Annotated in this window: 11 protein-coding genes; 1 reads left to right on the forward strand and 10 read right to left on the reverse strand. The window is 67.8% G+C overall.

The window, feature by feature from the left end; all coding sequences use genetic code 11:
- Nucleotides 1-19: 19 nt before the first annotated feature.
- The 5 genes from KF833_12995 to trpB form a co-directional block, all read right to left on the reverse strand.
- The gene (locus KF833_12995; GenBank protein MBX3746215.1) at nucleotides 20-892 is read right to left on the reverse strand and encodes an FkbM family methyltransferase; all 873 of its coding nucleotides are present in this window, start codon (nucleotides 890-892) and stop codon (nucleotides 20-22) included.
- Complete coding sequence (locus KF833_13000) at nucleotides 889-2,100, reverse strand: hypothetical protein (GenBank protein MBX3746216.1); 1,212 nt, start codon at nucleotides 2,098-2,100, stop codon at nucleotides 889-891. The genes KF833_12995 and KF833_13000 overlap by 4 nt, the downstream gene beginning before the upstream one ends.
- 7 nt (nucleotides 2,101-2,107) lie before the next feature.
- Nucleotides 2,108-2,956, reverse strand: coding sequence for an FkbM family methyltransferase (locus tag KF833_13005; protein ID MBX3746217.1), 849 nt, complete (start codon nucleotides 2,954-2,956; stop codon nucleotides 2,108-2,110).
- Nucleotides 2,953-4,002 carry a 3-deoxy-7-phosphoheptulonate synthase gene (locus tag KF833_13010; GenBank protein ID MBX3746218.1) on the reverse strand — a complete coding sequence of 350 codons (1,050 nt, stop codon included), beginning with the start codon at nucleotides 4,000-4,002 and terminating at the stop codon, nucleotides 2,953-2,955. Before KF833_13010 ends, KF833_13005 begins: the two co-directional genes overlap by 4 nt.
- Before the next feature lie 131 nt (nucleotides 4,003-4,133).
- Nucleotides 4,134-5,348 carry a tryptophan synthase subunit beta gene (trpB, locus tag KF833_13015; protein MBX3746219.1) on the reverse strand — a complete coding sequence of 405 codons (1,215 nt, stop codon included), beginning with the start codon at nucleotides 5,346-5,348 and terminating at the stop codon, nucleotides 4,134-4,136.
- Nucleotides 5,349-5,649: 301 nt separating this feature from the next.
- Here trpB and KF833_13020 point away from each other — a divergent pair, with 301 nt between their 5' ends.
- Nucleotides 5,650-6,453: a type II secretion system protein gene (locus KF833_13020; protein ID MBX3746220.1), complete on the forward strand. Its 804-nt coding sequence runs from the start codon at nucleotides 5,650-5,652 to the stop codon at nucleotides 6,451-6,453.
- A 32-nt stretch (nucleotides 6,454-6,485) separates the two neighbouring features.
- Here KF833_13020 and KF833_13025 read toward each other — a convergent pair whose 3' ends face one another.
- From KF833_13025 to KF833_13045, 5 genes are all read right to left on the reverse strand, one after another.
- A complete protein-coding gene (locus KF833_13025) occupies nucleotides 6,486-9,698 on the reverse strand; it encodes an efflux RND transporter permease subunit (protein MBX3746221.1) in 3,213 nt (1,070 codons plus the stop codon).
- A 61-nt stretch (nucleotides 9,699-9,759) separates the two neighbouring features.
- A complete protein-coding gene (locus KF833_13030; GenBank protein ID MBX3746222.1) occupies nucleotides 9,760-10,872 on the reverse strand; it encodes an efflux RND transporter periplasmic adaptor subunit in 1,113 nt (370 codons plus the stop codon).
- Nucleotides 10,869-12,311 (reverse strand): efflux transporter outer membrane subunit, encoded by a 1,443-nt coding sequence (locus KF833_13035; GenBank protein MBX3746223.1) that lies wholly within the window; start codon nucleotides 12,309-12,311, stop codon nucleotides 10,869-10,871. The genes KF833_13030 and KF833_13035 overlap by 4 nt, the downstream gene beginning before the upstream one ends.
- Before the next feature lie 14 nt (nucleotides 12,312-12,325).
- The gene (locus KF833_13040; protein ID MBX3746224.1) at nucleotides 12,326-12,883 is read right to left on the reverse strand and encodes a TetR family transcriptional regulator; all 558 of its coding nucleotides are present in this window, start codon (nucleotides 12,881-12,883) and stop codon (nucleotides 12,326-12,328) included.
- 99 nt (nucleotides 12,884-12,982) lie between these two features.
- Nucleotides 12,983-14,134 carry an aminotransferase class V-fold PLP-dependent enzyme gene (locus KF833_13045; protein MBX3746225.1) on the reverse strand — a complete coding sequence of 384 codons (1,152 nt, stop codon included), beginning with the start codon at nucleotides 14,132-14,134 and terminating at the stop codon, nucleotides 12,983-12,985.
- Nucleotides 14,135-14,504: the final 370 nt, after the last annotated feature.

The following is a 14,504-nucleotide window of genomic DNA, read 5'->3' on the forward strand; positions in this document are numbered from 1 at the left end:
GTCCACGCCTCCCATTCCCTCATCCCCGGCTCGCCCGCAGCACCGCCCGACGCAGGTACGGCGGACGCAACTCGTTCCCGCGCCCGTGATGGTACAGCAGGTAGCCGGGCGTGAACCGCACCCGGAACCCCATCCCCTCAAGCATCCCGGACAACCGCCCGGCATCGTCCTGCCGATGATACGTGCACACCGCAATCCGCATCCGCTCCTGCCGCCCGATCAACCCCGCCGCCCCGCGCAGCACCCGCTCCTCGTTCCCCTCGACGTCGATCTTGATGAAGTCCACCCGCTCTCCCTCCCCCACCGCGTCGTCCAGCCGGACCGTCCCGCCGGAACGTTCATCCGACACCGCCCGCCCCACGATCCGCACCTTGTCCTTCCAAGGAGCAAACGTCGCCGCCAACGGCCCCGCCCAGACCGGCGAAGGCTCGAACAGCACCACCCGTCCCGCCCGTTCCACCACGCTCAACCCGAAATTCCCCTCCGCCGCCCCCACGTCCAGCACCGTGTCCCCCGGTTCGACATCAAATTCTGCATCCAGATACCGGTGCGGCGACCTCGGATCCTGCTCGATCTGCAATCCCCGGAAGTACCTTCGGACCCGCTCCGGCCGCCGCGTCGGCCGATGATACAACCGGCGCCCGTCCCACATCATGTAATGCAACCCCACCGACGCATCCTCGAACACCTCCGGTCCCTCCGCCGGGTACTCGTCCTGGAATCGGTAGGGAAGAATGTCGATCCCCCGCGTCTCGAGATAGCCCAGCACCTCGCGTTCCTCCTCGGAAACCCGGTCCGGCGGCAGTCCCCCGTAATACGCCCGCACGTCCCGCGCCAGCCGCCACAAACGCGCCTTCTTCCCCAGCAACCGTTCCCACCATCGCAGTTTCATCGTCGTTCCTTCCCTCCTTCGCCCGACCGCTCCGCCTCGAACGGAAACACCCGTACCCGCACCCGCGGGCCGGACACCCCTTCCACCCGGGCCACAAAGCTCTCCACCGTCCCGTGCCGCCGATAGTAGTCCCACCCCGCCGCCCGCATCGGCCCGAACGCTTCCGCCCCCAGCGACAACACCCGCCGCAACGCCCGCTCAAGCCCGTCCGCCCCGGAATACTCCAGCGCCTCCCGCCCCCCTTCCAACGGCGGCACCAACTGCCCCGCATACTCCAGCAGCGGCACCGTCCCCACGGCCAGCGCCTCCCAGAGATTATGCGCCAGGGGCATGCTCACCCCCGGCGCCGCCAACAAAACCTCCGATTGTCCCAGCACCGTCAACCACGCCTCCACCGACAGCAGCGGCGCCTCCGGCGACAACAACACAATCCGCCCCCGCCCCCGTTCCCCCAGCCCCTTCAACGCTTCGTACCCGTTCACTTCCACCAGGTCGTCCGGACCGAACCGCCGTCGCACCGTCTCCAGCACCTGGCACCGCGACAGCATCCCGTACCGCCTGGGAATCGTGTCCCGGTCGTAACGCCGGTTCACCGTCCCCGCAAAAAACACCCGGTACGGCCGCACCCCGGACCGGTACCGCGACAAATCCGTTCCCCCGACGTGCTCGTGGACCATCGGATTGAAAAAGTACGGCAGATGGATCTCCCCTTCCCCCGGCACCCCCTCCTCGTAGTCCAGCAGCACCAGCCGTTCGCATCCCGCCGGAAGAAGCCCCGGGTCCCGGTCCGTCACCCACCAGAACCCCCGCCCCATCGACGACGGGCCCGCCACCACTTCGAACGGATGCCGCAGAAGCAGCCGCTTGTAGAGCTTCCGTTCGAGCGTCCCCACAAACCGGAACCGGTCCCGCAAACACACCCGGAATCCCGTCCACCGGAACAACTGGCACACAAAGTACGCGATCCGCCCGACGTCCCGATCGAGAAGGTGCCCCGTGATGTCGATCAACACCTCCCGACCTGCCCCCGACCCCGCGCCCGCGGCCACACCCTCCACACCCTCCACACCCTCCACACCCTCCACACCCTCCACACCCTCCCTCCGCCACCGCTCGCGGCGGACACGACGGTACGTCCGCCAGGTGCGCGGATCGAAGTACGCCTTCCAGCGGTCGATCCATCCGGTCCATGGACCCGGCACGCGCATCGTCGCCCTACCTGGACCACAGCAGATTCGTCTGCCGGTCCAACGCCGCCCGCTCCGCCGCATCCAGCGGGCTCAGCCGTTCCCGGTCCAATCGATAACAGCGCCGGAAATGGCGCCCCACCCGTTCCTCCAGCACCTCCGCCGGCCGGGGGTCCGGATCCATCAGGCCCGGCGACCATTCCATCAACAGCCATTCCGTCCGGGACAGCGCCTCCTGGGCCCCCGCCATCGCCACCAGCTCGTACCCCTCGACGTCGATCTTCAGGCACCGCACCGGTTCCGACGCCCAACCCTCCTCGGTCAGCACGCCGTCCAGGCGCCGTACCGGCACGTCAATCCCCACTCCCGGCCGGGCGGTCAGCATCGAGTGCCGCCCCCGGTTGCTCCGCGTGTGCCGCCCCATGAGCGCCGTCCCGTCCTTCTCCCCCAGCGCGCACGCCCGCGGCATCACATTTCCGGCCCCGTTCCGGTGCAGGTTCCGCAGCAGCAGCGCGTGGTTGTCCGGCTCCGGTTCGAAGGCCAGCACCCGCCCGCCCGGTCCCGCCATCCTCGAAAACAGGCAGCTGTAGTACCCGAGGTTCGCCCCCACATCGATGAAACGCCCCCCGCCTTCCCGGAATTCCCGGATCAGGAACGCCGTGATCTCCGGCTCGTACAGCGCGGTCTTGAAAATCTCCCGGCCCACCGCATCCCGCTTGTGGATCCAGAACTCCAACCCCACCCGCGGCGCCCGCGCCGTCGGAAACGGCACCCAGGGGTTCGCCATCGCCAGCCAGTATCGCAACCCCGCCAGCGCATAGCGCCAACCCGACCTCGGAACGTACGACGGCGTCTCCCTTGGCAGCGTCGGTGTCACGGCTTCAACGCCTCATGCGCCCGCCTCAACATCCGTTCCGTGGTCTCCCAACCCACGCACGGGTCGGTGATCGACACCCCGTACCGGAGCTGCGAACGGTCCGTCGCCAGCGGCTGGTTCCCTTCGTACAGATGACTCTCCACCATCATCGCCACCACCGCCCGGTTCCCCGCCACCCGCTGCTCCAGCACGCTGTTCCATACCTCCTCCTGCCGCGCGAACACCTTCGACGAATTCGCATGACTGCAATCCACCATCAGCCCCTCCCGCAACCCCGCCTTCCGCAACGCCCCCACCGCCGCCGCAATGCTGTCCGGATCGTAGTTCGTCCCCCCCTTCCCCCCCCGCAGCACCAGGTGCCCGTACGGGTTCCCCGTCGTTCGAATCACACTCGTCAGCCCCCCCGAATCGATCCCCAGAAAACTGTGCGGATGACGCGCCGACAACAACGCGTCCAGCGCCACCTGCAGACTCCCGTCGGTGCTGTTCTTGAATCCCACCGGCATCGACAGCCCGCTCGCCATCTGCCGGTGCGTCTGCGACTCCGTCGTCCGCGCCCCCACCGCCGCCCAGCTCACCAGGTCGTCCAGGTACTGCGGCACGATCGGATCCAGAAACTCCGTCCCCGCCGGCAACCCCAGCGCATTGATCCCCAGCAGAATCTCCCGCGCCCGCGTCAACCCCGTCTCCACGTCGTCCGTCCCGTCCAGGTGCGGATCGTACACCAGCCCCTTCCACCCGATCGTCGTCCTCGGCTTCTCGAAATACACCCGCATCACCAGGCACAACCGGTCCCCCAACTCCCGGCGCAGTTCGTTCAACCGGCCCGCGTACTCCAGCGCCCCCGGCTCGTCATGGATCGAACACGGCCCGATCGCCACCAGCAGACGCCGGTCCGTCCCGTCCAGAATCCGTTGCACCGCCTCCCGGCCCTCCACCACCGTCCGGTTCGCCGCCTCCTGGATTGGCAATCGTCCCTTGAGCTGGATTGGCGGCGTCAAGCGCTTCACCTCCGTCACCCGCAGATTCTCGGTCCGTCTGATCATACATCCCCCCGGCACCGGCTACCCATCGCCCCGGGCCCTCGGGAGCCGTGACCCTAGGCACACCCGCCCAGTCCCGTCGAGACCCCAGGAGAAACCCAAATCACCGCCCCACGCCCCCCACATCCACCCGTTCAGGACCCAACCCGCCGCTCCGCCACCTGCGCCACGTCCTTGTCCCCGCGCCCCGACAAGTTCACGATCATCACCTCGTCCCGCCCCATCTCCGGCGCCCTCCGGATCGCCTCCGCCACTGCGTGCGCCGATTCCAGCGCCGGAATGATCCCCTCCAGCCGCGCCAACCGCGCAAACGCCTCCAATGCCTGCCCGTCCGTGGCGTAGCGATACTCCACCCGCCCCTGGTCATGCAGCCAGGCGTGCTCCGGCCCCACCGCCGCATAGTCCAGCCCGGCGCTGACGCTGTGGGTCAACTGGATCTGCCCGTGCTCATCCTGAAGAATGTAGCTGCGCGTCCCCTGCAACACCCCCAGTGACCCGCCGTGAAACCGCGCCGCATGCTGTTCCGGCACGATTCCCAAGCCGCCCGCCTCCACCCCGCACATCCGCACCGTCCGGTCGTTCAGGAACGCATAGAACAACCCGATCGCGTTCGATCCCCCCCCCACGCACGCCACCAACTGATCCGGCAACCGTCCCTCCTGCTCCAGGATCTGCGCCCGCGCCTCGTCTCCGATCACCCGGTGGAAGTTCCGCACCATCATCGGATACGGATGCGCCCCATACGCCGTCCCCAGAATGTAATGGGTCGTCCGCACATGCGTCACCCAGTCACGCATCGCCTCGTTCACCGCCTCCTTCAGCGTCTTCTGACCCGCCTGCACCGGCACCACCTCCGCCCCCAGCAGCTTCATCCGGTACACGTTCAGCGCCTGCCGCTCGCAATCCACAGCCCCCATGTAGATCACACACTGCAACCCGAACATCGCCGCCACCGTCGCCGTCGCCACCCCGTGCTGTCCCGCCCCGGTCTCCGCGATCACCCGCGTCTTCCCCATCCGCCGTGCGATCAACGCCTGGCCCACCGCGTTGTTGATCTTGTGCGCCCCGGTGTGCAGCAGATCCTCCCGCTTCAAATAGATCTTCGCCCCTCCCAGCTCCCGCGTCAGCCGCTCCGCAAAGTACAAGGGCGTCGGGCGCCCCACGAATTGCCGCAGGTAGTACGCCAGTTCCTCCTGAAACGCCGGATCCCCCTGGCACCGCCGGTACTCCGCCTCCAACTCCTCCAGCGGATGCACCAGCGTCTCCGGCACGTACCGGCCCCCGTATGGCCCAAAATGCCCCCCGCAATCCGGCTGGGTCGGCGTGGCAAACTCGACGGCGGCACTCATGTCCCCCCGACCTTACCGGGTCCCCTTCCCCGGTAAAGCGGCCCGTGCTCCGCCCCCGGACTTGCGGTGCATCCCGGAGTGGTGGGTGAGGAGGCAGCGAATCGGAGGGACGAGCTCTGCGAGTCCTCAACCCAACGCTCCACACCGTTGCGGCCCCGTGGAACCCGGCCCTCCGAAGCGCCGCTTGGCGGCGTTCGCACCTCTCCCCCACAACTCCGGGATGCACCGTTCCCGACTGTGCCCTCGAAATGGCCATTGCCGTCCCAGGGCCCGCTTCCCTACCCTGACCCAAACCAGTCCCATGCCTATCATGCGCCAGCTCCCGCTCCCCCCACGGCATAGTATCGATCCCGGTCCGGCCCGCCGCGCCTTCACCCTAATCGAACTCCTCGTGGTCATCGCCATTATCGCCATCCTCGCCTCCATGCTCCTGCCGGCGCTGAGCAAGGCAAAGATGAAGGCCCACGGCATCAAGTGCGTGAACAACCTCAAGCAACTCACCCTCGGCTGGATCATCTACGCCGACGATCACGACGACCGCCTCGCCCCCAACCTCCTCGGCAATACCAATGCCTGGATCGGCGGCAACGTCAGCTCCCTCCCCGGCGCCACCAACATCATGGATATTCGTAACGGCCGCCTCTACCCCTATACCCCGGCCGATGAAGTGTACCGCTGCCCGGGCGACATCCTCGGATTCCGCGTCGGCGGCCGACAGGTGGTCCGTGTTCGCAGCGTCTCCATGAACGGCCGCATGGCCGGCGATCCCGCCGCCGAATTCGTCAACCCGGGCGTTCCCTTCTTCCGAAAAACCACCGACATCAACCGCCCCTCCCCCGCCCAGGCCAATGTCTTCATCGACGAGGAAGCCGGCAGCATCGACGACGGCTTCTTCGCCGTCCGCGCCCTCCCCAACGTCTGGCTCTGGCAGAACTCCCCCGCCAGCCGCCACGGCAAGGCCGGCCTCGTCTCCTTCGCCGACGGCCATGCCGAAATCTGGCGCTGGCGCGAACCCACCACCGCCAATCTCAAGGGCCTCGATCGTCCCGCCCGTAACGGCGATCGCGACCTCCAGCGCTTCAAGGAAGCCACCTACGTGCCCTGAAACCCATCGGGCACCCCTCGCCTTCCCTCAACTCACCCCTGTATCGACCCGGCTCCGACCTCCGGGCCTGGCGCCCTCCCCTCGTCCGGCACGACCGCCCCGCGCCGTGCCCGACGCGGGGAGATCAGGATGTACACCACCGGCACAATGAACAGGGTGAGAAAGGTCGAGGTCATCATCCCTCCGACCACCGCGACGCCAAGCGGTCGCCGGCTCCCCGCCGCCTCGCCCAATCCCAGCGCCACCGGCAATATCCCGATGATGGTGGCGCAGGCGGTCATCAGGATGGGCCGCAATCGAATCCGCCCGGCCTCCAGCATCGCCGTGGTCGCATCGTCGCCGGCATCCATCCGCTGATTGGCAAACTCAACCAGCAGGATCGAGTTCTTGGTCACCAACCCCAGCAGCAGCACAATCCCGATCAGGCTGTACACGTTAAGCGTCATCCCCGGCAGTTCCGGCAGATGCGTGGTCAGAAAGGCAAGGAAGCCCGGCAACTGATCCAGCGGCGCGAACGACTTGATCATCGCAATCCCGTTCACGATCCCCAGCAACCACAATGTCCCAAGCCCTCCGAACAGCGCCAGCGGCAGGGCCAGCATGATCACGAACGGGTGACGCAGACTCTCGAACTGCGCCGCCAGAATCATGTACACCACCAGCACCGCCAGCAGCAGCACCTGAATCGATTCCTTCGACCCCTGCTGGATCTCGTCCGCCTCGCCCGTCCACCGATGCCCCATCCCCGCCGGCAGCAACCCGGGCAGCAGGGCCTCGGTCCGTTCCACGGCCTGACCCAGCGACATCCCCTGCGGCTGCCCTGAGATCGTCACCGCCCGCTGCCGCCCGAACCGGTTGATCGCGTTCGGCGAACCCTGCTCGCTCGATTCCAACACGCTGGACACCGGAATCAGCCGGTTCGCCCCGCCCCGAACATAGATGTCCTCCAGGCTCAAAGGCACCAGCCGGGATTCCCGCTCCAATTGCGCAATCACCTGGTACTCCTTCCCGCGCACGTTGTAGCGCGCCACATCCAGGCCGCCCCACATCAACTGCAGCGCCTCCGAAACCGACCGCACATCCACCCCCAGCTCCGAGGCCCGGTCGCGGTCCACCCGGAACGTCAGTTGCGGCTGCTCGAAGTTCAGGTTCACCCGCGCCTGAGGCAGAATCCCCGCCGTCGCCAGCGCAGCCGACACCTCGCGGCCGGTTGCCTCCAACTGCGCCAGATCCGGCCCCTGCAACACCAACTGGTACGCCTCCGTAAAATCCGTCGCCTTGGGCAGAATCGCGATCGCCAGCGCCCCCTGCACCTCGTTGATCAACCGCATGAACATCGACGTCGGTGCCCCCGGCCGCGCCAGTTCCAACGCCGACCGTCGATCCCCCTCCTTCAACTTGACGAACATGATCCCAAAATCCGCCTCCCCCGGCGCACCCCGCGCCAGCGCCACCGCCGAGAAAATCGCGCCCGTCTCCGGATACTCCTCGGCGATCGACTCCGCCTGCCGCACGTAACGGTCCGTGTAATCGCTGGTCGCCCCCTCGGGCGCGAACAGCAGCATCAGCACGTATCCCTTGTCCTCATCCGGCAAGAACTCCTTCGGCAGCTTCGAGTAAAACCCGTACGTGGCCCCCAACGACAACACCCCGATCGTCACCACCACCCAGGGATGCCGCACCGCCCGCCCCAGCCACCGCTGATACCACCGCTCGATTCCCAGGAAGAATGCCTCCAGCACCCGGTAGAGCCGCCCGTGCTCCGACGGCGTGTGACGCAACATCCGCGCGCACAGGGTCGGCGTCAGGGTCAGGGCCACAAACGCCGAAATCACCACCGCCCCCGCCGTGGCCAGCGCGAACTCCCGGAACAACACCCCGGTCGTCCCCGACTGAAAGGCGATCGGCAGGAACACCGCCACCAGCGCCACCGTGATCGCCAACACCGCGGTGGTGATCTCCTTCACCCCACGGATCGCCGCCTCCATCGGCGGCATCCCGTTCTCGACGTGCCGGAAGATGTTCTCCAGCACCACGATCGCGTCGTCCACCACCACCCCCACCGCCAGCACCATCGCCAGAAGCGTCAGTATGTTGATGCTGTACCCGAAGGCATAGAGCACCAGAAAGGTGCCCACCAGCGACACCGGCACCGCCACCAGCGGGATCATCGTCGATCTCAGGTTCCTCAGAAACGCCAGCATGATCAGCAGCACCAGCGCAAACGCGATCAGCACCGTCTCCTGCACCTCTCCGATCGCCTGCCGCACGAACACCGACGAATCGTACGCCACCTCCACCTGCACATCCGCCGGCAGCGTCGGACGTATCCGCGCCACCTCGGCCTTGACCGCCTCCGCCACCTCCAGGGCGTTCGCCTCCGACTGCTTCACAATCCCCAATCCCACCGCCGGTCGCCGGTTGAACCGCGCCACCGTCCGCTCGTCCTCCACCCCCAGTTCCACCGTGGCCAGCTCCCGCAACCGCACCGGCGCTCCGTCCCGGAACGCCACCACCAAATCCTCAAACTCCTCCGGCCGGTCCAGCTTCCCCAGCGTCCGCACACTCATCTCCCGCTGGAGGTTCTCCAACCGACCCGACGGCAGCTCCACACTGTTGTCCCGAAACACCCGCGCCAGATCCCCCGCCGTCACCCCGTGCGCCGCCATCTTCACCGCGTCCAGCCGCACCCGGATCGCCTGCCGCTTCTCCCCCCCGAAATTCACCCCGCCAACCCCCGGCAGCGTCTGCAACCGGTCCTTGAACTGCCGCTCCGCCAGCTCGGTGAGTTCCAGCGTGGACCGCCGGTCGCTGAAGATCGCCAGCCACATCACCTCCTGCGCATTGGCGTCCTGCTTCGCCACCACCGGCTCCTCGATGTCCTCCGGCATCAGCGCCCGCGCCCGCGCCACCCGGTCCCGCACGTCCTGCGCCGCCACATCCACCGACCGGTCCAGCTCGAACCGCACCGTGATCTGGCTCACTTCCTCCCGTGACTGCGAGATCAACGTTCGTATCCCCGGAATCGTGTTGATCTCCTGCTCCAGCCGCTCGGTCACCTCCGCTTCCATCACCTCCGCGCTCGCCCCCGAATACAGCGTGGTCACCGTCACAATCGGCGGATCCACATCCGGCAGCTCCCGCACCGGCAGCCGCAGATACCCCACCACGCCGAACAACACGATCAGCAGGTTCAGCATGATCGCGAAAATCGGCCGACGAATGCACAACTCGGGCAATGACATGAAATCGATTCCTGTCGGTTGAGGTTCCGCGGCCCCGCCGGCCCGCAACACCACCGGATTCCTACCGGACCGCCACCGCCGCCACCGCCGCCGCCCGGTCCTCGGCCGGTGCCACCAGCGCCCCGTCCACCAGCTTCTGCGTCCCCGAGACCACCACCGTCGCCTCCCGCCCAATCCCCTCCCGCACCTCGACCTTCCCCGGCAGCCGCACCCCCAGGGTCACCGGAGTCAGCCGCGCCCGGCTTTCCTCCACCCGGAATACCGAGAACCGATCCAACGACGGCACCAACGCCCCCTCCGGCACCACCAGCGCGTCGCCCCTCCGCCCCAGAACCAGCTCGACCCGCGCGAACATCCCCGGACGCAACCGCCCCTCCGGATTGGGTACCAGCAACCGCACCCCGACGGTCCGGGTGCCCGCATCCACCTCCGGATCGATCAGCGAAACCTCCCCGGCAAAGACCCGTCCCGGAAAGGCCGCCACCCGCACCCGCCCCTCCTTCCCGACCTCCAGGGCCCCGAGATGCCGCTCGGGCACCCGGAACTCCACCTTCATCCGGTCGTCCGCCACCAGCGTGGCCAGCGCCGCCCCCGCCTGGACATACTGCCCCACACTCACCGAGCGGGGCCCCAGAACCCCGTCAAACGGCGCCTTCACCGTCCGCTCCGCCAGACGCCGGCTCTCCAGCTCGAAGGTCGCCTCCCGCGCCGCCAGCGCGCTCTCCATCTGGTCCAGCTCCTGCCGCGAAATCGCCCGCGTCCCCGACAACATCCGCGCCCGCTCCAGGTTCGCCCGCGCAAGTTCCATTTCGGCCCGCGCCTGCGCCCGTTGCGCTTCCTCCTTCCCCGACCCCAGACGGAACAGCACCGCACCGCGCTCGACCCTCTGTCCCTCCTCGAACCCGATCGCCTCAATCAACCCGGGCACTTCCGGTTGCAGCACCACCCGCTCGTCCGGTTCCACCGTCCCCACCGCCGGCAACACATCCTCCACCGCCGCCACCTCCGGCCGTGCCACCGCCACTTCAACGGGAAATTCCCCCGGCGGCGGCCCGCCCGATCCCCCGCATCCCGTCGCCGTCCACACCAGCACCCCCAGCGCCAGCCCCCCGGCCGCCCGGCCCAGCCCGCTCACCCAATCCGATCCCTCCATCGCTCGCACGTCTCGATTCATAAACGGCTCTCCTCCTCCGACCAACCGCCCCCCAGGGCCTTCAACAGCCGGACCGTCGCCAGCTTCTGCTGCCGCAACGTCCGTTCCCGCGCCAGCAGACTCCCCAACCTCGCCTGCTCCGCATCCACCACATCCAGAAAACTCACCGTCCCCGCCCGGTACCGGTCGAATGCCTGCGATGCCGCCCGCGTGGCCGCCTCCGCCGCCACCCCTCGCGCCCCCGCCTCCCCCTCCAGATACTGCAACGCCGCCAGCCCGTCCTCCACTTCCCGGAATGCCGTCAACACCCGCCCCCGGTACTCCGCCACCGCCTCCTCATACGCCGCCCGCGCCCGCTCCAGCCCCGCCCGGTTCCGCCCTCCCGCAAACAACGGGATGTCCACCCCGGGCCCCAGCGACCACGTCCGGCTGTCCCACTCGAACAAATCCTTCAATTCCCCGCTCAACATCCCCCCGCTCCCCGTCAGGCGCACCGACGGAAAAAACGCCGCCCGCGCAATCCCGATCTCCGCCAGCCGCGCCGCCAGCATCCGCTCCGCCTCCGCCACGTCCGGACGCCTCTCGAGCAGCGCCGACGGCAGATCCGCGGCCACCCGGGGCGGACTCCTCTCCCCGTCCGGCAACTCCAGTTCAAACCTGGCCGGCGCCAGACCGCAAAGCGTGGCCAGGCGGTTGAACTCCACCGCCCGCTCCCGTCGCACCGCCTCCAGATCCGCCTCCGCCGAGGCCACCTCCACCCGACCCCGCTGCACCTCGAAATCCGTAAGCATCCCCACCCGCAACCGCTGCTCGAAGATCTCCAGGGCCTCCCGCCGGATCGCCACCGTCCGCTCCAGCAACCGCACCTCCGCCTCCAGACTGCGCAGGGTGTAATACGACGCCGCGACGTCGGCCCGCAATGCCAGCAACACCGCCTGCCAAGCCGCCTCCGCCCCCATCGCCAGCCATCGCGCCGACTCGAACGATCGCCGCACCCTCCCCCACAAATCCACCTCGTAGCTGAGATCCAACGGCGTCTCCCACTGCTGCAACGTCAGGCTCGGAACCGGAAACCCCACCGGGCTCGGGGCGTTCCCCGAGGTCCGAAACCGCCCGAACCGCGCCGCCCCGTTCAACTGCGGATAGAAGTCCGCCCGGCTCACCCGCGCCGTCGCCCGCGCCTGCTCCACCCTCGCAAACGCCGCCTGCAGATCGAAATTCCCCTCCTCCGCCTCCCGCAGCAATCCGTCCAGAACCGGATCCTCGAACACCGACCACCAGGCCCCCCGTTCCTCCGCATCCCGTGGCTCCGCCTCCTTCCAGCGCCACGACTCCGGCACCTCGACCGACGGCCGCTCATACTCGGAGACCATCCGGCACCCGGCCCCGCCCAGGAACACGACATACCCCGCGAACGCCGCCAACGCCGCCAACGCCGTCACCCGGCCCGAAAAACGCATCCTCCTGCCAGCCTTCATACAGTCCCATCCGCCAGCGCGAACATCTCCCCCATCAACGCCTCCCGCACCTCCCCGTCCACCGGCGAGATCTCCAGCAGTTCGTTCATCCACAATCCGTCCATCGCCAGCATCAACACCAGCACCCGTAGGGGGTATCGCTTGCCGGCCGCAAATTCCCGAAGGTTCGCCTGGTGCCACTCCCGCACCGGCGTCAGCAATCGCGGATCCTCCGCCCCCGCCGCCAGCAGCGCCGCACTCACCCGCCGTCGCTCCGCCGCCACCCGGAATCCGGTCGCGATCATCGCCTTCAAATCCCCCGCCGCATCCTCCGCCGGCGCTGTCGTCGCCCGCGCCTCCCGCCGGTCCGCCGTGCACCGCTCGAGCACCCCCGACACCATCGCCCGCAACAGCGCCTCCTTGCTGGGAAAATGATAGAGCAATCCCCCCTTGCTCACCCCCGCCCGCTCCGCCACCGCGTCGAGCCTCAGGTGCCCCGCCCCACGCTCCGTCACCACCCACTCCGCAGCCTCCAGAATCTCGTCCCGCGCATTCGCCCGCCGTTGCATCGTCATAGTCACTAAACCGTCCAGCCGGTCGGTACACCAACCGGACGGTCTTCATACCGGTCCCCATCCCCGGCCGTCAATGCCGAACCCTGTCGCGCCCCCCTTTCAAACCGCCCCGAGGGCACGGTCCAATTCGGCATCCGTATTGTAGAAATGGGGTGAGAACCGCAGGTATCGCCGCCCGCCCCGGTCCGTCCTCAACGACACCACAATCCCCCCTTCGGCCAACTGACGGTGCCGCTCGACCAGATCAATGTCCGGCCGCGTGAACGAGACGATCCCGCTCCGGTGCGCTTCCAGGTCGTCCGCCCCCAGCACCTCCCATCCCTTCTCCATCAGGGCCGGCACAATCCGCGCCCGCTTTCTGAGCAACTCCCTGGCAATCGCGTCCACCCCCACCTCGAGAATCAGATCCAGGGCCGCCCTCAAACCCACCAAACCCAGCATGCTGTGGCTCCCCGCCTCGTACCGGTGCGCCCCGCTCCGGAATGTCATCTCCTCCCGGGCCACAAAATCCGGGCAACGCACGTTGTTCCAGCCATACACGATCGGACGCAACCGCTCATGCCAGGCCCGCGCGACATACAGAAACCCGGCCCCGCACGGACCCAGCATCCATTTGTGAGCATCCCCCGCGATGAAATCCGCGTGCTCCGCCAGAGTCGGGAACGCCCCCAGGGTCTGAATCGCGTCCAGGCAGAATGCGATCCGACGATCCCTCAGGGCCTTCCCCAATCCCGGCAGATCCAGACGCCATCCGGAGATGAAGTGATTCGAGGCCAGCGCCACCAACCGGGTCCCCTCGTCCACCTGGCCCAGCACATCGAGATTCCGGATCCGGCCCAATCGCGACACGTTCACCAGCCGCACCTGCACCCCACGCTCCGCCATGGCCATCCACGGGTACACATTCGAGGGGTAGTCATCGAAGTACACCACCACGTTCTCCCCCTTGCGGATCGGAAAACCGCCGGCGACGTAACTCAACGCCAGCGACGTCGGCCCCACCAACGCGATCTCGTCCGGCTGCGCCCCGATCAGGCGCGCCGCCCGTTCCCGTGTATCGCGCGTCAACCCTGCCAGGACCGGCTGTTCCTGATCATCCCGGGTCGCCTGCTGCGCGTACCCCGCCACCGCCTCCGCCACCCGGCGCGGCAGCGGACAGACCGCCGCATGGGCCAGGAACACCCGGTCCCGGCACACCGGAAACTCGTGCCGTCGCCGCTCTTCATTGCCGAGAATCTCTTCCACCGTCATGGGATGCGCACTCACAGCCGCCGCCCAGCCTGCCGCCGGGCGCCCCCTGGATCGAGCCCGGATCCTCCCCAACTCCCCCGGCACCCTCCCTTCGAATCCCTCACACCAAATCGCCCAACCTCCTGCACACATGCACGATTTTTCCGACCCGTGCCCCCATTCCCCGCCCTTTCGCCCATGCTCCCTCAAAGGCCCGATCCATTCCGTCCTCAACCCCGAAATGACCCAAAACTTCGTGCATAGGCACGATCGTTCCGTCCTTCCCAGCGTCGCCTCTTTGTCACCCCCGGCTCCCCCGGCACCCGCCCCTCCAATCCCTCACTCCAAATCGCCCAGCCTCCTGCACACATGCACGATTTTTCCGACCCTT

This window comes from Verrucomicrobiia bacterium (assembly GCA_019634625.1).
Taxonomy (GTDB): Bacteria; Verrucomicrobiota; Verrucomicrobiia; order Limisphaerales; family CAIMTB01; genus CAIMTB01.

Bases quoted from the DNA above. Each gene is read 5' to 3' on its own strand.
- KF833_13000 (MBX3746216.1), bottom strand. From the start codon at position 2,100: ATGCGCGTGCCGGGTCCATGGACCGGATGGATCGACCGCTGGAAGGCG.
- KF833_13045 (MBX3746225.1), bottom strand. From the start codon at position 14,134: ATGACGGTGGAAGAGATTCTCGGCAATGAAGAGCGGCGACGGCACGAG.
- KF833_13040 (MBX3746224.1), bottom strand. From the start codon at position 12,883: ATGACGATGCAACGGCGGGCGAATGCGCGGGACGAGATTCTGGAGGCT.
- KF833_13035 (MBX3746223.1), bottom strand. From the start codon at position 12,311: ATGCGTTTTTCGGGCCGGGTGACGGCGTTGGCGGCGTTGGCGGCGTTC.
- KF833_13025 (MBX3746221.1), bottom strand. From the start codon at position 9,698: ATGTCATTGCCCGAGTTGTGCATTCGTCGGCCGATTTTCGCGATCATG.
- KF833_13010 (MBX3746218.1), bottom strand. From the start codon at position 4,002: ATGATCAGACGGACCGAGAATCTGCGGGTGACGGAGGTGAAGCGCTTG.
- KF833_12995 (MBX3746215.1), bottom strand. From the start codon at position 892: ATGAAACTGCGATGGTGGGAACGGTTGCTGGGGAAGAAGGCGCGTTTG.
- KF833_13020 (MBX3746220.1), top strand. From the start codon at position 5,650: ATGCCTATCATGCGCCAGCTCCCGCTCCCCCCACGGCATAGTATCGAT.
- trpB (MBX3746219.1), bottom strand. From the start codon at position 5,348: ATGAGTGCCGCCGTCGAGTTTGCCACGCCGACCCAGCCGGATTGCGGG.
- KF833_13030 (MBX3746222.1), bottom strand. From the start codon at position 10,872: ATGAATCGAGACGTGCGAGCGATGGAGGGATCGGATTGGGTGAGCGGG.